This window comes from Chloroflexota bacterium (genome assembly GCA_014360905.1).
Lineage (GTDB): Bacteria > Chloroflexota > Anaerolineae > UBA2200 > UBA2200 > JACIWX01.
The window spans coordinates 152,730-172,109 of the sequence record JACIWW010000002.1 but is presented as its reverse complement, the minus strand read 5'-3'; the positions used below and the strand labels follow the sequence as shown (position 1 = coordinate 172,109).

Below are 19,380 nucleotides of genomic sequence, written 5' to 3'. Positions count from 1 at the left end.
GGGCATTGTGTAATATCTCCTTTCACGAAGATACAAAGATCAAAAAGACAGGGATCATCTCGGACTCGGCATCATATGGGTTACCAAAACCAAGGCTGCTCTCGCATATCTCTGATTACATCGGTTGTGGATATCACCCCTATGGGGCGTTCGCCTTCCGGCGTCTTTTCCGTTACCAAAAGCCGTCGGATGTTGTGCTTCAGCATCAAGGCTACTGCCTCTTTAACGGGTGCATCCGGGCTAATAGTAATCACATTCGGCGTCATCACATCTTCCGCTTTGTACTCGAGCAGATTGCAGCCGTACAGACGAAGCAAATCCATGTGTGAAACGATGCCAGCGACATTTCCATTGTCATGGATAACAACTAGAGCATGTACGTCGGTATCCGTGATGATGCGCACCGCTTCTTTCAATGAAGTATAGGTGCGGCAGGTAATCACGCCATAGTGCATAACATCCTCGACGCGCTTTTCGTACGTTTGAACTTCGTTCGCTTTCATACACCCTCCATTGTGGCGATAAAACCAAGCTCGGTCAAAAAAGATGAGTAACGAGTGAGAGTTCATTGCTCATCATTCGTTACTCACCACTTGCCCCGCTTCTAGAACAAGGGCGGCATGGTCAATGCGGGATGCCCCTTCTCCTCCAGGTAGGGCAGAAGTTCATCTACGGTCGTAGCTACGCGCTCGTCGGCTATCTTATCAATAAGATCTGGATCGCCCTCGCGCTCGGCAACGACTTTGAGCTCTTCTGCCATGGTCTCTTTGAGGAAGGAAGACATCCAGACCACGCGCTTGAAGCCGCCATCCGCAGAGATAAACTTTCTGCTCGTCAGATAGTACTTACCATGACCCATGACACCGGGCGTCTGCAATCCGCCACCAGCCATGCCAGCCAAGGTGGAGAAGGTCATGCCTGCCGGCGTCATGCTGGGGTCTTCGCGGGAGACAACCATGATGCCATTGGCTTCTGGAATGACCATTGCGATGCACTCAAAGCAGCCGCAGGCAGTCATGGGATTCACCATGATAGAGTACATCGAAACTTGCTGCACGGACTGGTGCGAGTGCTGGTGCACGAACTCGTTCACCCCGCTGAAAACTCCGTAAACGGGATCCTCACAGGTTCCTTTTTTGATGGGCTGATTCGGTCCCGTGGGATTGATTTGGTGGGAGGCTTTGCAGTCCAGCCAGTTGTAAGCGCCGCACAACCCCAGTCGTTCCGGCGAGACAACGCAGACGTGGTTGGGGGCAAAGCTTTGGCATAGGGTGCAGCTATAGAACTCTTCCACTGAGTCGTCAGTCATGTCTGCCAGACGCCTGTTGCGACGATCGTAGGCCTCACGGGCTTTCGCTAGCCATTCTTCCATCTTGGCTTTATCGGTGTAGATGGTAACCTGCACCTTGTCCACAATAGCGCCAAAGTCAGCGTGGAAACGAGCATATAGGATCTTCCCAAAATGCTCCAGCTTGAATCCCTTCTCCGCTGCCGCTTTGCTGATACGGATCCAGGCAATATCGCGCTGGCCAATATGCTGGATGCCCGACGCTCCGTTGATGAAATAGTGAATCTGCCGCTCTAACACGGGCTCAAAATCTTCCTGCATCTTACGCCCAGCTACCTCAACTACGATGCCCATGTCCATTGACCCTTCTGGCAGCACATCCTCGAAGCCAGGCCCTACCACTGTGATCTTACCGTCTTCCACGGCATCAAAATCTGACATCTTCAAGTATTCGAAGCAGCGGCTGTACTTACCGCCAAATTCCACACGCATATCAGCCTTGCGCACGCGCTCGCCTTCAAAGGCTGAACCATAAGGCACTGGGATGGGCACTTCAGTGATCTTAATCTTAACCCCGCGTACTTCGATGCAGCGTTGCACTAACCTCTTAGCACGTTCCAGATCGTCTTTTCCCTCGATGTCGTCAAAGGGCATGCTGATGACGTGCTCATAGGTCGTGATGCCCGTGGGCAGTATTTGCGGGATTACCGTATCAGCGATAGTGGGGAAGCCGTAGTTGATTGCACCTGCCGCCGTAGCATATTTCAAATCGTCCACTTCGCCCAAAGCCAACACAAAGGCGAAAACGCGATACTTGTTATACAAGAGGATCTCGCGCGCTTGTCCTGGCTTCAAACCCCCAAAGGTCAGTGCGCTGCGGGCAGCAAAACCCAGCGGATAGATAGCAGCAATGGTATTCGTGCCAAAGGGGATGATATAGGTATCATACCCCATCTCAACCCCTTCTTCCATCAACTGGTGAATGATGCTGCGCCCATTGACATTGCCACACAGAAAGACAAGGATGTTGCGCTGCTGCAATTCGCGCACGATCTGCACCGCCACTTCGTTGCTCTTGGCGCAGCCAACGATGGCAGCAAAGCCAGGCATGCGCCCATCTACCAGTTGGATACCCCAAGCCCGCAATTGGATGTCGTCAATGGGACCATTGAGGCGTTTTCCCGCTTGTGCTTCCATATCAGGGGAGGTAAAACTAGTACTGGGAATGTAACTGCCATCCCAAGTAATGGGTTGTGGTTCAAGGCCACGCGCAAAGCGGATACCCTCGATGGCTTCCTCAGCCAAGAGCGTCGCCATGCCACAATCCAGGGTCTCGCCCAAATAGGGCAGCCATAGCTTGTCATCTGGGACGGGGTGCAGAATCCGTTTTGCATCCTCCAGGACAGGCACGAGGTCACCCAGTTTGCTCACCTCTCTTCCCGTGAAAGCCAGAATGACAGGGAGATAGTAAGCCGTGTTCGTGAACTTGACTGGGGTGTCTGGACCTAACTCCTCGAGGGCCTCTTTTAGTATCCTCTCGGCTTCGGCAACGATCAGATTTGCACCACGGATGGCACGGGTTGCAATATACCTTGACATAGATGCTCTCCTTATCTCCGTTGATTGGAATTGGTACAGCCAGGGGCCGGAATAGTCTGAATGCAAACCTGGCGAATCATCGTATCTACAATTTGGCGCTGTACAGATTGAGCGTCCCTTCGTCTACCTGCTCCAATACCTTGAGCATGAGCGCATCGCCGCTTTGGCCATAGCGCGCTGGGTCGTATTCTACCAGCCCTAAAGCAGCCCGCTTTTTGTCAATGTGCTCCAAAGCTTTGCGCACCGCTTCCTCTGGATCGGGAATGAATTCCATTTTGCCGCCGACACGCTCTTCCCAGCCCTCGCTCATAAAACGCACCACAGCAGGGCTATTGGCTACGGGCGATTCGCTGCCAAAGATGGTATATACTCCTGAACCGACGAAGTAGCAACCTATGGAGATCGCCTTTTCGCTCATCCATTCGGGGGCAAAGCCGACACCCGGAATATCTGCAATGTCTTGACCCAGCCCGCCTTCCGTAGCCATCTGGCTAAGCACGGTGAGGATGCGAGTGTTGTCCACGCAACTGCCCATGTGTAGCACTGGCGGAATGCCCACTGCCTCGCAGATTTCGCGCAACCCTGGCCCTGCGTATTGCGCTGCTTCAGGGGACAAGAAGCCGTATTTGGCACAGGCAATCGCTCCACAGCCAGTCATCACGACCAACACATCATTCTTGATTAGCTCCCGTACAATATAGGTATGAGCCGCGTCATGGCAAGTTCGCGCGTTGTTGCAACCAACCACGCCTGCAACACCGCGCAGCCGCCCCTGGATGACGGCATCGTTCAAGGGGCGGAAAGAGCCACGGTAGAAACCACCCAATGCATAGTTGATATACTCGTGCGAGAAGCCAGCTACCAGGTGGCTAATATCCTTAGGGATATGCATGTCTCCACGGTTGGGGAAGTTGTCAATGCCCATCTTCACGATTTGTCTGGCTATCTCTCCAGCATGGTGCTCGTCAAACTCAATATGGGTGGTGCCATCAATATGTGCTTTGGAAGAAGTAGTGACCAGGATAGTATGGAAATGCTTTGTCATGGGAGCCAAGGCTTGCATAATGCACTGGATGTCTACAACCATCAGATCTACTGCACCCGTGGCAATGGCCAGTTCCTGGCTGAGGAAATTGCCGATGGTGGGCACGCCTTGGCGCATCAATGTCTCGTTAGCGGTGCAGCAAATGCCGGTCAGGTTAATGCCTTTAGCGCCCTTTGACTTGGCATATTCAATCATCTCTGGATCGTTGACCGCAACCAGAATCATCTCAGACAAAGTTGGTTCATGGCCGTGGATCACGATATTCACCTGGTCTTCGCTGAGGTTGCCCATGTTCGCCCTGGCCACGAGTGGCACAGGGGAGCCAAAAAGGATATCTGTGATGTCGGTGGAAAGCATCGAGCCACCCCAGCCATCAGCAAGGGCAGTACGCAGTGCGGACATCATAAGGCTCTCAACGGCTTGATCGTTTCCAGCGTGAGTGCGATGCATGATATCCACCACTTCGCGGTCAATGCCACGCGGTGCAATGCCCAGGCTTTGCCAGATTTGTTGGCGCTTGTGTGGCGCACGCTTGAGGTAGATGATCTCTCCCTGCTGGCGGCCAAATTCGATCAGAGCCTTCTCAGCTACATCTTTGGCGATGTCGTTGATTGGGCGGTCATCTGTCTTGACATCGAGAAAAGAGGCAACTTCATAGAGCTTGCGCACGTCGCGTACGCCATAATCCGGAGCATGACCTGTGGCCGCTGCCAGAAGGGTTAACGCCATATCGCGGCCATGGTCAGAATGGGCAGCAGAGCCAGCCGCAACCATGCGCGCAAAGTTACGTGCCGCTACCGTGTCAATGGTAGCCCCACAGATACCGACCTGGCCTTCTTTAGTGAGACGACAGGGGCCCATCGCACAGTTCTTGCAACAAGCCCCTTTACTGCCAATGGGACATGGCTTCATTTGTTCTGCGCGGTCGAAAGCGGTGGAAATACCCTCGGATTCGCATACTTCCAGCAAATCACACACCGCTGGGTCTATGGATTTTTGATCTGTCATTGGATCTTGCTCCTTCTATAGCAATCTTGGTAGGTTAACTGCAGAATCTAGTACTTGCGGAAATCTCCCGACATTTCCAGGTCACGTCTATCCGTAGTCGTTACCCTTGGGATGACCTGGAACCACGGGGAGTGGTCTTCCTTACCTTCAGGCAGTTTGGGCAGTTCCCACTCTTCTCCAGGAGCATAGCCCGCTGCACGGAGACTCTGCTCAATAACGCCAGGGGCCAGCTGCCCGTCATTATAAACTATCACCACGCGCTTCAGAGCGCTGCTCGCCGTAATCTGCTCAATGCCAGGCAATTCCAGCAAAGCCTTGCGCACTGCTTCTACATGGTGGTCAGCATACATTTTCGGCACATCGAAAACAGCCTTTTCCATCGGCACCTTTCCCCTCCTTTGGTTTGGATACACGGCCGCTCTGGGACCGTATTAGGATAAAAATTATCCTATTTGGATGAATTATAGCACAGATAAGTCCTTTTTGGAAATTCACAAAATGTATAGCAGAGGTGGAGGAGCAGCGCTCCACCACCTCTCAATCCATGCGCTATGACAGCCCTAAAACCTTACCAGTCTCTACGTCAATGTCAATGTCCATGAAGACAGGGCGGGAGGGCAGGCCGGGCATGGTGCGCATGGCGCCGCAGAGCGGATACAGGAATCCTGCACCGACTGAGGCACGGATATCGCGCACGGGTAGCATGTAGTTCTTCGGCACGCCTTTCCAGTTTGGATCATGAGACAGCGATAGATGGGTCTTGGCCATATTAATAGGCAGTTTGTCATAACCAAGGTCTGTGTAGAGTTTGAGCTTTTGCTGAGCTGCTGCCTCAAAGAGAACGCCGTCAGCGCCATAAATTTCTCTGGCGATGATCTCGATCTTGTCTTTGATCGGTATATCCAGCGGATAGAGGAACCGGAAGTTGCTGGGCTTCTCGCAGGCAGCAACCACAGCTTCAGCCAGTTCGGCAGCGCCAGCTTCACCTTTCGCCCACCCCTCATTGACCACGGCCACCTCAGCGCCAGCAGCAACGGCAGCTTCTTTTACCAGCGCAATCTCTCTGGCCGTATCCGTATTAAACTTGTTGACGCTCACCACGACCGGGATACCAAACTTGAGGGCAATCTTGATATTGGCTTCCAAGTTACAAAGACCCTTCTCCAAAAGCTCGAGGTTCTCCTGCTTGTAAGCCGGGTTGAGAGGAACGCCAGCCACCACCCTTGGGCCACCACCGTGCATCTTCAGAGCGCGGATAGAGGCAACCATGACTACGCAGTTAGGTATTAGCCCACTGTAACGGCACTTAATGTCGAAGAACTTTTCCATGCCGCAGTCCGCACCAAAACCGGACTCTGTGACCAGGTAGCCGCCCGAGATTAACTTCAGGCCGATCATGTCTGCGATAATTGAGTTATTACCGTGAGCGATGTTGGCAAACGGCCCGGCATGGACAAAAGCTGGGGTACCAGCGAGGGTCTGCATCAGGTTAGGCATGAGCGCGTCTTTAAGCAGGACGGTCATGGCCCCGGCTACGCCAAGGTCCTCAGCCGTAATGGGATTGTGGTTCTTGTCCGTGCCAACAACCATGCGCCCGATGCGCTCACGCAAGTCCCTCAGACTGGTCGCCAAGGCCAGGATAGCCATCACCTCGCTAGCGACAGTGATATCAAAACCGGTTTGGCGAGGTCGCCCATCGTCTTTCGTGCCCAGCCCGATAACCACATTACGGATAGCCCGGTCATTGATATCAATCACGCGGTTCAGAGTGATACTGTATGGATCAATGTCCAGACGGACAAAGCGCCTCCTATCTTCAGGGCTCAAATCAGACGGCTTCTCTGCTTTGATGCCCAGTTTCTGCAGCCGCTTGTACATCCAGGGGGCAAACTTGTCATCTGGGCAGAGCGCTTTGAGCAGCCTCTCATCGCTCATCTCATCCTCGTGCATGATGCGGGCATCAATGGCAGCAGCCAGCAAGTTGTTAGCGGCGCCTACAGCATGGATATCGCCTGTAAGGTGCAGGTTAAAGTCCTCCATAGGGACGATCTGGGCATAGCCGCCGCCGGCTGCACCTCCCTTGATGCCGAAGGTAGGACCTTGTGAGGGTTGACGGATACAGGTGAAAACTTTTTTGCCGATATAATGTAGGCCTTGGCTGAGGCTTATCGTAGTTACTGTTTTGCCTTCACCCAGTGGTGTGGGGGTGATAGCGGTTACATCAACGTACTTGGCATTGGGGCGGTCCTTCAAGCGCTCCAAGACATCGAGATGAACCTTGGCCTTGTATTTGCCATAGAGGTCAAGGTCATCCTCTGAGAGGCCTAATTCAGCTGCCACCTCACGAATAGGTCGCAGTCTGGCCGCTTGAGCAATTTCAATATCGCTCGGTACTGGTGATTTGACTTCGACGATCATATCTGCCTCCTTTGTGCAATCATGAATATATGAGTCAAACGCATTTCAAAAGACGCGTTTGATAGGGACCCAAACTGGTCGAGGACTACGCCCCCTAAGGTATAGTCCTCATTCTGCCCAATTGTGAAATCTTTCACTACTAAACAAAGTGATTTTACCACAGCTTGGCGCCATTGTCAAATTTACAATGCGCTTGCGCCCACAGATCGTTACCAGGTGGTACAGGCAATTTTGACAAAAGGGGGTGCTCCTATAGTAAAAAGAGTTGCGGAAATAACTGTACCAGAAGGAGCACCGCCTATGGCCAATCTGGCCTACAGGCAAGAAAACTGCTGCAGACCTATATAGTGCTTTTGGTATCGAACCGCTTAGCGCTGACAGCGAACTAGTCTATCCTAGCGCCAAGCAGGTACACGGTCGTGGGTTAGACTACCGCTGGCTGAAGTGTAACCAATTTCCCAGTAAGGCGTCCAAGCTAACGCCATCATGGTTACCTGCACTGCTCCACGTCCAGGCCTGACTGGATAAGTCTCGATTTTGTCCAAGATCGAGGCCCATTTTTTGCTGAGTGCCTCTGCTTCTAGTTCCATCTCGCGGCGCATGTTTTCGATCTCGGACTGCAAGCAGGCGATTTGCTCCTCTGATTCCTTGATATCGGCTTGTGCGCTGGCAGTGAGGCGACGCTTGGTCGCAGCACGAGAGAGCGTGGTTGTGCTTCGGCGGCGACCGAATATGCCTAACATGCCGATAACCGTTTCACCAGCAGAGAGCAGCTCTTCCCGTTTGCGCGCTTCGTATTCAGCACGATCTTTGCTGAGCTCCGTTTGCTCTCGCGCCAACTGATCTTCTAACCGGTCGAGCTTCTGTTGGTACTTTTGGCGCAGTTTTTCCACCTCAGCATCGCGGTTTTCGCGCGCCAGTTGCTGGGCCCGGGCAGCAAAATCGCGCTCAGACTCGCCAGGTTCTGCATAAAGCTTCAAGGCTGGGATGTATAGCAGGTTTAATGTTTGCTCGCGGTATAGATAATCCGCAAACTCCTTTTCGATTGCTTTCAGTTTAGCGGCAGTGTTGAGCTGTGACGGAACCGAGGCGAAAAGGGCTTCTGGTTCTGGCTGTGTCGGGAGGCCATGCAGGTCTACTGTTATTTGCTCCGCGTCCTGCCAGCGGATCACTGTTCCCAGGGCATTAGGCGGTACCAGGAAGCCTATTTCTCTCGTCTCATCTACATTTCGAGCTCGATCGGCAAAGCGCACACGGCCCAAAGCCAGCAGAGCGGGTTCATAGACCAGTTTGCTCTCCAATGCCTCCACACGTCGCCCTTGATTTCTCTCCAGAGCAGCGACAGCACTAGCAGAGCTAAGTCGCACAGGCAGGAAAAATTGGGGCAAGTCGTGGGGCAAGGTTGGAGGGATATGGCTATAGCCCGCAGCCATTTCCATGACTGCGGGGGCAACTTTTTCGCGAGTTATCTGTTCTGTTGCAACTGTTGCAGGCATTGCAGCCATTGCAGCTTTCCTTTCGGCCATTAATTCGCGTACCTGAGGGCGGGTGAGTGGCCCACGTAGGTAGCTCATTGCCCAACGCGTTTGAAAGATAACGGGACGATCTTGATGGACATTGTGCAGCAGAAAAATGCGTGAGGAGAGGGCGGATATGCTACGATCAAGCTGGCTGCGATCCGGAACGCTCCCTGCTGTAGCAGATGCAGACTGCAGCCCATCCAGCACACGAGCTTTATCCTGATCGGTTTGCAGCTTTCCGATGAACCAGGTGCCAGCATTGCTCAAGCCTTTGTAATCTATGTCCACTGGATTCTGCGTGGTGAGCACAACTCCCAAGCCAAAGGCTCGAGCCTGTTTCAAGAGGGTCAGCAAGGGCAACTTGGACGGGGGATTCGCAACTGGCGGGAAAAAGCCAAACAACTCATCAAAGTAGAGCAGCGCACGAAGGCTGGTTGTACCCGATTGTTGCCTCACCCACGTGACGATTTGCTGCAGCAAAAGGGTGACAAAGAACATGCGCTCTGAGTCGCTCAGGTGAGCGATGTAAAAGATGCTGTGCCGCGGTTTGCCACTCGCTGTATACAAGAGGCTATTGACATCAAGCGGCTCGCCTTGAATCCATGCCCCAAAGGTAGGTGCTGCGATGATACGGTTCAAGGACATAGCCAGGCCAAAGCGCTCCTTTTCCGGGAAAAAGGTATCCAAATCAAACACGCCTAGTTTTCGCACTGGCGGTGATTGCACTGCTGTAATTAGCTTGGCCAGGTCGAGATCCTGCCCCTGGCTCCAGAAATGTTCGAAGATGTTGGAAAGCAGGATGTGCTCGCGGCTGCGCAGGGGATCGGCTTTCATGCCCACTAGTCCGAGCAAGGCACTGACCGTGCCTTGTATTTGCTCACGCAGCAACTCGGCATTTTCGCTCCAATCCAAAGCAGGTGCTTTGAGCGAAGCCAGGATGGAAACAGGCAAGCCGGAATCGGAACCAGGCGTGTAAATAGCAAAGTCCACGCTTTCTTTCAACATGCGGATGCGCTCAGGCCCTTGTCCCCAATCAGCCAGCCCTTTGCGCCAGGTTTCTGCAATGTAAGCAGCGTATTCTGCTACAGTCATGCCCTTGCGTCGTGCATCATCGAGATTAACCCATGGTTGAAAATCTTCCGGACGCAATTCGGGAAAGGTCAATAGGAGATTCGTGACGTCGCCCTTGGGGTCAATGATGATGGCCGGAACGCTATCTAGGGCTGCTTCCTCCAGCAAATCAATGCACAGGCCTGTCTTTCCGGAGCCAGTCATACCCACGCAGACAGCATGGGTAGTGAGATCACGGGCATCGTACATGATTAATTGTTCAAGCCGTTTGTCCTGTGCCAAATCGTATTCCTGGCCCAGGTAGAAGGCACCTAGTTTTTCAAATGCTTGCATATTGACACCTCCCCAAATTGCAGCGAGTTTATCGCTGCCGTTTCCTTAGTGGCAAATGCTCTTATCCACCTCAACAAAGCGGGAAAGTACGCTAGTTGCATTATACATCCTGACCGAAACACGGGCAAAAGAAGCGTATCTGCTAGTTTGACTAATTCTTCTTTATTCGATATGATTTTTGTGAGCACCACACAAAATAGCCAAAGGAGGCATGGTATGGCAAGGATCATTGATATCGAGGGGATTGGTCCGGTTTACAAAAAGGCGCTTAAAGAGAAGGCCGGCATCACGACCACTGAAGCTTTTCTGGAGGCAGCCGCAACTCCCAAAAAGCGCGAAGAACTTGCCGCCAAGACGGGTATCAGCGAGAAACTCATTCTAGAATGGGCAAATTTGGCTGACCTGTTCCGGATTAAGGGCGTTGGGGAAGAATATTCCGACTTGCTGGAAGAGGCAGGGGTGGATACGGTGGTCGAGTTGGCGCAACGCAATCCGGAAAACCTTTTTGCCATGCTAAAGGAAGTCAACGACCGCAAAAGTCTGGTGCGCCGCTTGCCCACTCTGGAACAGGTCAAAGACTGGGTACAGCAAGCCAAGAAACTGCCCCGAGTTCTCACCTACTAGCCGGTCAGTTTTTGTACGAAATACGTTTGTAGTAGGTGCTTCAGCGTCTGGTGTGCTGAAAGTTGTATACTGCAGATCGTTTTGATTCGCCACTGGTCGGTAATTTGTATGACAGGAGAAAAGGAGAGTGAGCATGCCGTCAATTTTAGATCGTCTTTTCGGTCGAAAGAAGGAAGAAGAAAAGAAAGAAGAAGCAACTCCGCAGCGCGTGGATGAAGAAGCAGCGCGGGCACGACGAGAGCAACTCGCTCGTGAACGGCAGGAGATGGAAGAAGCTCGCAGACGTTTCGAGGAGAGCGAACGGCAGCGCCTGGAAGAGCAGAAAAAACTTGAAGAACTTGCCAAACAGGAGCGAGAGCGCCTAGCTGCGAAAGCTCAGGCGCAGGCTGCTGGTGCTGAGCGCTTCTATGTGGTGCAAAGCGGCGATTCCTTGTCCAAAATTGCCAAAGAAATGTACGGCGACGCAAAGCGTTGGCCCGAGATTTACGAAGCCAACAAGGAGCTCATCGGAGACAACCCGAACCTCATCCATCCTGGCCAAAAATTGCGCATACCGTGAAACAACTACGGCTTTGTGCTGCGGCATGGACGTACGCATCTAGCCTGGCCCCAAGTGGCCAGGCTTTTTCGTTTTTCCTGTTCATGCTATAATCGCTGACAGTAGGTAGCAAAGAAGATAGACCTCAACATGGCGGTGGAGGGTGCTAACCAATCGATAATTTGTGGCAGGGGCTGTAGGGAACCTGAGCGCTGAAAACCACGTTTTAAGGTTTGAGGGAGATAGAAATAATGGGTCGGGCATTGATCTGCATATTATCGCTATTCGCTGTGCTCTTTTTGCTAGCATCCTGTGTCCCCACACCGGTACCTTCTACTCCTACGCCAACCGTCAAAGCACCAACTCAAGGGGCATCGCCTACTTTGCTGCCCACTGCTACTGCCTTACCCTCGCCAACATTTCCCGATAGGCCGTATCTTATCGGAGAAATACCCCTTCGTTCTCTGCGTGGTGTAGGTCATGCTCCGCAGGCGATCGTCATATTGAATGGCCGAGTCTACGTGGCCAATCGCAGCACTAACAATGTTTCTGTGATTGAAGGAAATCGCGTATCTGCAGTAATCCCTGTTGGCGACAAGCCAGTTGCCCTGGCAGCGGACGCAAAGACTGGTTTCGTGTACGTAGCTAACGAGGGGAATGACTCCCTTTCCATCATCTCAAGCGATCAGGTAGTCAAGACAGTGCCCACTGTCAAAAGCCCCGCTTGCCTGGCTGCCTGGGATGGCCGCGTCTACGTTGGTGGACGTGGGGAGAATGTACTCAGGGTGTTAGACGGCTTTTCAGGTGAACGGATAGGCTCTGCAACTTTGCCAGCACCCATCGGTATATTGGCCCTTACGGTGAACCCAGCGACCAGGTTATTGTATGCTAGTGTGTATGATAGCGTGCAAATCGTGAGTTTGGAAACTATGACCATTGTAGCACAGCTCAAGTGCCCTGTCTATCTCACACTGGAAGCAGACCCGGTGCATGGTGGCTTCCTCGTAGGCGAATATGACGCTGTCAGCAATACGAGCTATTTGGTGAACTATGCCGCGTTTGGGCAGCAAGAGATGGGACGTGTGCCTATTGGTGGGGATCCCCGAGGCATAGCCGTAAATCCCCAAAATGGACGCATTTACGTGGCTAACTCTTGGACAAACGATGTATCAGTTATTGATGGCGGCAAGCTGCAGTTGGTCGCTACCGTGCCGGTTGGACTGCGACCGTGGGATGTGGCTGTGGATGAAAAGGGGCGAGTATACGTAGTCAATGCGGATAGCGAGAACGTGGTCATACTAGATGGCGAAACCAACCAGTTGCACACCGTAGTGCCGCTGGCTTTGCTGCCCCGGGACATGGCGGTAGATGAAAACACTGGACGACTCTACATCGCCTGCGCGAGCACAAACAGCGTTTTCGTGCTGCAGGATCAACGCGTTACGACCGAAGTGTCCGTAGGGTTGCATCCAATTGAGGTAGCAGTGGATGCTAAACGGGGGCAACTGTTTGTTTTAAATCATGTATCTGGGGATTTAAGCGTAATCTCGATGCGTGACAATCGGGTTGTCAAGACTGTGAACGTTGGTTCAGCACCCCAAGGGCTTGCGGTTGCGTCCGAAGCAGCTCGGTTATATGCCAGCGATGCCGTGTTGGATGCCGATAGCCAACGGGTACTGCGCAACATCGAGTTGCTAACTACGTATGGCTCGGTCGTTAAGCCTGTTCAGATCGAACTGGACGCAAAAAGCGGTCGTGCTTACATGGTGGCTCACAATGGCATACCCGGCTCCAATGGCGGTTTCATTATCTATGTGATGGATTTGACCAGCGGAGAATTGATTCCAGGTGCAGTTGGGGGCTTGAGCACCACAGATATGGTGCTAGATTCTGAGGGACAGCTCGTTTTCTCTACAGCGGGGCGCTTTGGGCGCTTTCAATTGATTATCAACGATGCCATCGACTTCAGACAGGTAGCGGTTGTGGATTTGCCCAAGTATCCAGCAGCTCTTGCTTACAACCCCAAGACACACCACGTCTTCCTTTGTCTCACTACTACCTCGGATCCGACTGTTGAACCCGGTCCTCAGTTATGGATTCTCGATAGCCGCGGCTTTGGTACCGTGGCGCAGCTTCGCTTGCCTGGCGAGCCCGGCCAGGTTTTTGACCCGTACGACATGACAGTAGATGTACAACGAGGATACGTGTATATTGCTGACAGGGAAAGAGGCACGGTGCACGTATTGCGCGATGCATTATTGCCACCGCCACCAACTCCCACACCTACACACACGCCAACGCCATGGCCCACGCTGACACCCCAACCTGAACCCAGCCTGACGGCAACAATCATCCCGGAGCCCTCATGTCAGCGGGTTCCAGGGCCACCGTTTGCTGGCCGTTGGATGAGCGAGCCTGCTCTGCGCCTAGGCCTGGGTTGTCCAACTGAAGAGATGCAAGGCGGGTTTATTGCGGAACAGCCCTTTGAACGGGGTTACATGATTTGGCGGGAAGCTGATCGGAACATCTTTGTGTTGTACAACGATGGTCAATGGCACAGCTTTGCCGATCAGTGGCAGGAGGGCATGCCAGAATACAGTTGCACAGCAACTCCCCCAGGAGGCTTTTTACAGCCCAAACGCGGATTTGGCTTGGTCTGGTGCGCACAAAGGGCAGTCAAGGAAGGGCTAGGCTGGGCAAATACAGAAGAACGAGGCAATACGACTGAATGGCAAGCCTTTGAACGTGGGCAGATGATCCGATCCCGTATCCGTCCTGTTGTCTATGTTCTGTTTGCCGATGGCAGTTTTCTGGAGTACCCAGACCTCGGATCTTAAATCCAGACTGTTGAACGGCCAACAGTGAGAGCGATTATAATATAGCGCATGCTCTCACTCTCGGGACAAAGCGACTTACATACAAGAGGAAACGAGAAGAAGCATGCTCGTAGGCATCATTGGCCCCACGGATATCCAAGTGACATCTAGAGCCGCTGGCCTAGATCCCAGCGTTTGCGAGCGCGTAGCCAAGGCAGCAGGAGCGGGTTTGGCTCAGCGCGGGTACGAGGTCGTGTTAGTGCCTGACCGGGGTGTCGCATTGTTGGCAGCTCAGGCCTATCGAGAGGCAGGGGGACGCAGGCTGATAGGCATCATCCCCCATGGAGGGACCTCAGCGCAGGAAGCTACTGCTTGCTGCGAGCGCCACCGCCATCTCTGTCACGAGACGGTAGAAGACCTGACCTGGACAGGGCAACACGAATGCATTGCTCAACTCGCTGATGTGCTGGTTTGTATTGGCTTGAGCTGTGGCACTATCGCCGAGATTGCTTGGACCAAGTGGGTGGGTCAGACCTCTGTGGTGATCATCAAGCCGCTCATCAGCGGCATTCCCCCAGAAGTGGAAGCAGAAACGAATCTGCACTGGGTAGAGGATCTGGATGGTGTCTACCAATTCCTGGAGAAGCTGGCAGCGCAGGAGCGCCAAGGGGATTCACATTAAGGGGTTTGCTTTTTATCGTCCCAATTGGTGTAGTATAATTTTGCATCATTTCATCATAAGGGTGAGCTATGGATGCTATTGAGCGTATCTTTGATCGTACAGTAGCCGAAGTCATCGTCAGAGAGGAATTGGAAGAGAAGCTGCGCTCGGGACGCAAGCTGCGTTTGAAACTGGGACTAGACCCCAGCAAGCCGAACCTGCACATTGGACATGCGATCGCTTTGCGCAAGCTGCGACAGTTTCAGGAGTTGGGACACCAGGTTGTACTGATCGTGGGCGACTGGACTGCCCAGATTGGCGACCCCAGTGGACGGGATGAAACGCGCACCATGCTCAGTGCGGAAGAAGTGCGGCGTAATGCCGAAACCTACATGCGGCAGTTTTTCATTGTAGTGGACCGCTCACGCACCGAAGTTCGCTGGCAAAGTGAGTGGTTCGGCAAGTTCACCTTAGCGGATGTCTTTAACCTCGCTAGCCGCTTCACTCTGGCCCAGATGATGGCCCATGAGACATTCCGCCAGCGCTGGGAGCAGGGCCGTGCCCTGACACTTATGGAACTGATGTACCCCTTATTGCAGGCGTACGACTCGGTGGCCATCCAGGCGGATGTCGAATTTGGAGGCACGGATCAGAAATTCAATATCTTGGCCGGACGCGAACTGCAGGCCAGTCTTGGCTTGCCCGCACAGGATGTCTTTCTGGTACCGCTTTTGCCTGGCATTGATGGACGCAAAATGAGCAAAAGCTTTGGCAACACAATAGACCTGACCGATCCGCCCGATCAGATGTATGGCAAAGCTATGTCTATCAGCGATGACATGCTCGATGAATACCTGACTCTAGCCAGTGAGATACCTGATAGCGAATTAGCAGAGATACGGCGTGCACTTGCCGATGGCACGGTCAACCCGCGAGATGTGAAAATGCGCCTGGCCTATGATATCGTGCGGCAATTTCATGGCCCGGAAGCGGCACGCAAAGCAGAGGAGGAGTTCGTCCGAATTTTTCAGCGACGTGAACTACCAAGCCAAATTCCGCTTTATGAACCGCCTGACTGGTCACCCATAGCAATCGTAGATTTGTTGAAAAATGCAGGACTGGCAAGCAGTGCTAGTGCAGCTCGGCGACTGGTTGAGCAAGGCGGAGTACGAATTGATGACGAGAAAGTGGAGGATATTGGCCTGATTGTTCAGCCTCGGGAGGGAATGGTCATCCGGGTAGGAAAGCGCAAGTTTGTTCAGCTCGTGCGCTCTAGGAAATAGCCCGCCTTAACAATCATCCTGCACAAAGTTCCACTACTAGCAAGTCGAGAGCCAACAACTCATCCATCTGACCAGTTTTAATGGCCTGCTCGACCTCGGCCAACCGACGATAGATGGATTCCAACCGTTCTATAGAAAACTTCTCTGCTTGCTCCGATGCCTTGTCAACAATGAAAGCGTGCCTAATTTCCAAGGTCTTCTGAATTTGGGCTCGCTTGACACCTTGGGATTGCAGTTCCGTCACTTGCAACAAGATACGGAATTGACGCTCGATCATGGTGAGCAGGTACGCTGGTGCTGCTCCGCTTTCGAGCAGTTTATGTAAGTAGCGGACTGCGTTCTCCCTCTGACGCAACCCAATCGCATTAACGAGGGCAAACACGTTGTACGTTCTTGCCTCGTTGACCAGTTCGTGCACATCGTTGAGCGTCACAGTCCGCTGAAAGTTGGCGTAAGCCAGCAGCTTCTCCAACTCCTGGTCCAACACTCGCAGCTCGCTGCCGACAAGACAAGCCAGTGCGTGGGCAGCCTGAGGGGTGATTTTCCCGCCTTTTGCTTTCATGCGCTGCTCGATCCAACGTCCCAAATCGCGTTCCGCCGGAGGGGTAAATTCCTTTACATACACCCATTTCTTGTCCAAGGGTAGAGTGCGGAAAACAGGATTTGTTGGGCTGAGGGAGCGGCTCTCGACAAAAGCAAGGTAAGTGGTCTCTGGCAATCGTGGCAAGTACTGTTTCAACCCTTCAAAGAAGGCCTCATCGGCCTCAGAAATCTTTGGTTGCTTATCCCTTAACTTGCCCTCCTTAGGCGGTTCAAACTTAGACCAGAACTCTTCCACAATCACCAGACGCCGCTCAGACATGAAGGGCAACGCATCGCAAGCCTGGATGAGTGTCACCAGGTTGATCTTGCGCCCATCAAACACGGTTGTATTGAGGCCGGCCACAATAGGATCGCCCAGACTCTTCTTTGCTTTCGCCAGTGCCTCAGAGCGCGTGAACTCGTCTTCGCCGTGAAAGAGGTAAAGCACGTTTACTCCTGCACCGTCTTGATGCGATGCACTACCACGTTGCCTTGCTTCTGACAGCGAATATCCACAATGCGCAATCTGCTCACATCCGGTGAGGTCGTGATGAGTTCTTGGAGCTTAACTCCAAGGGGCTGTACTAGGGTCAGCACTACTGCCAGCCCTATAAGCAGCTGTAGGAATTTCCTCAGAGGGGACCTCTTTCTATTGCCCAAAGTAATGTAGGAAACGAGGCTGCTCAGCACAAGTCCTGTGGTCAGGTTCGTTCCACAACGTGGGTGGATGGCTAGCTGCTTTTCACCAGCACTCAAACGCTGCCAGGCGTCAGAGAGCGCTTTGATCACTGCGTCTGTAGTGACAGAGCCGTACAGGGTAAAGCCCTCCCAGTCGCTTCGTCCTAAAAGGCGGAGCGCAGGGTGCCTTTCGGTCAGGACATTGATGGTAGCATGTTCCAGAGCATGATTGCGCCGAATGGCATCCATTGGCGGCAATTCCAAAGGGTTCACGGGGCGATTCCTTTCAGATTTGATCATGCACAAGTTACAAACAGTATTGCGTAGATAGGTTACAAACTTATTATAGCCGAGAATGCATACCAACCAAAGGGCATGACATAGGATATGGTGGTGATATGAAGTGCCAAGAATTCGATCACAGAAGGCGGCTAAGCACCCAGAAAATGACGAAGAAGAGGGTGATAGCCACCACGGAGATGAGGCAGAACAAACCCACGCCAATCACGAAATTGACGGCGGGCTTGTCGCTTTTCATGGCTAAGTAGCCCATGCGCGTGAAATTGGACAACGAGACGATCAGTATGGCCAATACTGCACCCCACATCATGCCATCAGCAATCAGCGCTGCCCCAGCGAGGGAATTAATCAGCGTTTGTGCGATCCCGCCGAGCACCGCGCCAGCAATACCAGCCACAATTGCTTTGCTTACTCGAAGGTCGCGCATAATTTTTGCTCCTCATCCCCAGTTCTCAACTGCCCAGACCAGTTCATCTACACTTGGCACTGCATTGCCCAACTTGCGTACAACCAAGCCTGCGGCATAGTTGGCCAAGCGAGCTGCATCAGAAAAATTTCCTCCTGCCAGTAGAGCCAAGGTAGCCACAGCAATAACGGTATCGCCTGCACCTGTTACATCGAAAACCTCGCTACGGTTCACAGCAGGCAGATGGCAGCATCCCTCGTTACGCGCGATAAGCGACAAGCCTTCTGCGCCGCGAGTGATAATGACGGCATCCACATCTAATTGGCGTAGCAATTCTTTGCCAGCCAGATGATAGTCTTCGTTGTTCTGCAGATGGCAATCCAATGCAGTTTCTACTTCTTGTCGGTTGCCCTTGATTAGGCGAAAACCTGTATATTTGTGGAAGGCTCCTTGAGCATCAACTGTGCACAGTTTGCCCTGAGCGCGTGCACTGCGTTGTACAGCCTCAATTACGGCTGGGCTGGCCACACCGGTCTGGTAGTCTGACACAAGCACTGCTTCCATATGAGGCGTAAGCTTTTGGACCTGAGCGATTAGCTTTGCTTCTATCTCTTTGCTCACTTCGCGGCGGTCCACATGGTCTATACGCGCCACTTGTTGTGGAAAGCGCAAGGAACCCTCGGCCAGGATGCGTGTTTTGGTGGTGGTTGGGCGAGAATTATCCACTACTACACCAGATGGATCAATGCCCACCTGGCGTAGTTCCGCCAGTAATTGTACCCCGGCAGGATCGTCTCCAATCAGACCTATTACCGTAGCCTGTCCACCCAAAGCGCACACATTGTGGGCGGGGTTGGCTGCTCCTCCAGGGACGTAGAAGCGGCGCATGAATTCCAGGACAGGAATCGGTGCTTCCCGCGAAAGGCGGGTGGCGTGACCCAGTACATACTCATCGAGGAACAGGTCACCGATAACCAGGATACTGTGACCGGCCAGCCGAGGTATAAGACGAAGGAGCTGTTGCCTGATCTCATTCATGCCTTCACCGAAAACGCTCCTGTAATTGACGTTACTGTACACGATTAGGACTTGTTTGTCAAAAGCCACGCGGTCGTTCTTGCTGTCCTAGGATTCATACTGAAATCGCCACATCGGACTTTGGCTTCTTTGGCTACATCGCTGGTTTGATGTATTATGTGAGTGAACAAGG

15 protein-coding genes are annotated in these 19,380 nt (G+C 52.8%); 5 read left to right on the top strand and 10 right to left on the bottom strand.

Annotated features, from left to right (window positions below; genetic code table 11):
• Positions 1-80 precede the first annotated feature (80 nt).
• The 6 genes from H5T67_01790 to H5T67_01765 all read right to left on the bottom strand — a co-directional run bounded on the left by H5T67_01790 (position 81) and on the right by H5T67_01765 (position 10,282).
• A complete protein-coding gene (locus H5T67_01790) occupies positions 81-503 on the bottom strand; it encodes a CBS domain-containing protein (protein MBC7244051.1) in 423 nt (140 codons plus the stop codon).
• A gap of 101 nt (positions 504-604) precedes the next feature.
• Positions 605-2,887, bottom strand: coding sequence for a CO dehydrogenase/CO-methylating acetyl-CoA synthase complex subunit beta (cdhC, locus tag H5T67_01785; GenBank protein MBC7244050.1), 2,283 nt, complete (start codon positions 2,885-2,887; stop codon positions 605-607).
• Positions 2,888-2,972: 85 nt separating this feature from the next.
• Positions 2,973-4,940 (bottom strand): anaerobic carbon-monoxide dehydrogenase catalytic subunit, encoded by a 1,968-nt coding sequence (gene cooS, locus H5T67_01780; GenBank protein ID MBC7244049.1) that lies wholly within the window; start codon positions 4,938-4,940, stop codon positions 2,973-2,975.
• A gap of 47 nt (positions 4,941-4,987) precedes the next feature.
• Complete coding sequence (locus tag H5T67_01775; GenBank protein ID MBC7244048.1) at positions 4,988-5,326, bottom strand: heavy-metal-associated domain-containing protein; 339 nt, start codon at positions 5,324-5,326, stop codon at positions 4,988-4,990.
• 163 nt (positions 5,327-5,489) lie between these two features.
• Positions 5,490-7,358, bottom strand: coding sequence for a formate--tetrahydrofolate ligase (locus tag H5T67_01770; GenBank protein ID MBC7244047.1), 1,869 nt, complete (start codon positions 7,356-7,358; stop codon positions 5,490-5,492).
• 395 nt (positions 7,359-7,753) lie between these two features.
• Positions 7,754-10,282 carry a hypothetical protein gene (locus H5T67_01765; GenBank protein ID MBC7244046.1) on the bottom strand — a complete coding sequence of 843 codons (2,529 nt, stop codon included), beginning with the start codon at positions 10,280-10,282 and terminating at the stop codon, positions 7,754-7,756.
• 216 nt (positions 10,283-10,498) lie between these two features.
• On the opposite strand from H5T67_01765, the gene H5T67_01760 reads away from it, so the two are divergent.
• The 5 genes from H5T67_01760 to H5T67_01740 all read left to right on the top strand — a co-directional run bounded on the left by H5T67_01760 (position 10,499) and on the right by H5T67_01740 (position 16,204).
• Positions 10,499-10,906: a DUF4332 domain-containing protein gene (locus tag H5T67_01760; protein ID MBC7244045.1), complete on the top strand. Its 408-nt coding sequence runs from the start codon at positions 10,499-10,501 to the stop codon at positions 10,904-10,906.
• A 133-nt stretch (positions 10,907-11,039) separates the two neighbouring features.
• Positions 11,040-11,465 carry a LysM peptidoglycan-binding domain-containing protein gene (locus H5T67_01755; GenBank protein ID MBC7244044.1) on the top strand — a complete coding sequence of 142 codons (426 nt, stop codon included), beginning with the start codon at positions 11,040-11,042 and terminating at the stop codon, positions 11,463-11,465.
• A 230-nt stretch (positions 11,466-11,695) separates the two neighbouring features.
• On the top strand, positions 11,696-14,281 hold the full coding sequence (locus H5T67_01750) for a YncE family protein (protein ID MBC7244043.1): 2,586 nt from the start codon (positions 11,696-11,698) through the stop codon (positions 14,279-14,281).
• Between the two features lie 103 nt (positions 14,282-14,384).
• On the top strand, positions 14,385-14,942 hold the full coding sequence (locus H5T67_01745) for a hypothetical protein (protein MBC7244042.1): 558 nt from the start codon (positions 14,385-14,387) through the stop codon (positions 14,940-14,942).
• Between the two features lie 68 nt (positions 14,943-15,010).
• Positions 15,011-16,204: a tyrosine--tRNA ligase gene (locus tag H5T67_01740; protein MBC7244041.1), complete on the top strand. Its 1,194-nt coding sequence runs from the start codon at positions 15,011-15,013 to the stop codon at positions 16,202-16,204.
• Between the two features lie 13 nt (positions 16,205-16,217).
• Here the strand turns inward: H5T67_01740 and holA are convergent, their stop codons facing one another.
• The 4 genes from holA to H5T67_01720 all read right to left on the bottom strand — a co-directional run bounded on the left by holA (position 16,218) and on the right by H5T67_01720 (position 19,208).
• A complete protein-coding gene (holA, locus tag H5T67_01735; protein ID MBC7244040.1) occupies positions 16,218-17,234 on the bottom strand; it encodes a DNA polymerase III subunit delta in 1,017 nt (338 codons plus the stop codon).
• A 2-nt stretch (positions 17,235-17,236) separates the two neighbouring features.
• Positions 17,237-17,737, bottom strand: coding sequence for a hypothetical protein (locus tag H5T67_01730; GenBank protein ID MBC7244039.1), 501 nt, complete (start codon positions 17,735-17,737; stop codon positions 17,237-17,239).
• 145 nt (positions 17,738-17,882) lie between these two features.
• Entirely contained in the window at positions 17,883-18,191 is a 309-nt protein-coding gene (locus tag H5T67_01725) for a hypothetical protein (GenBank protein MBC7244038.1), read from the bottom strand.
• A gap of 12 nt (positions 18,192-18,203) precedes the next feature.
• Complete coding sequence (locus tag H5T67_01720) at positions 18,204-19,208, bottom strand: ribokinase (GenBank protein MBC7244037.1); 1,005 nt, start codon at positions 19,206-19,208, stop codon at positions 18,204-18,206.
• Positions 19,209-19,380 lie beyond the last annotated feature (172 nt).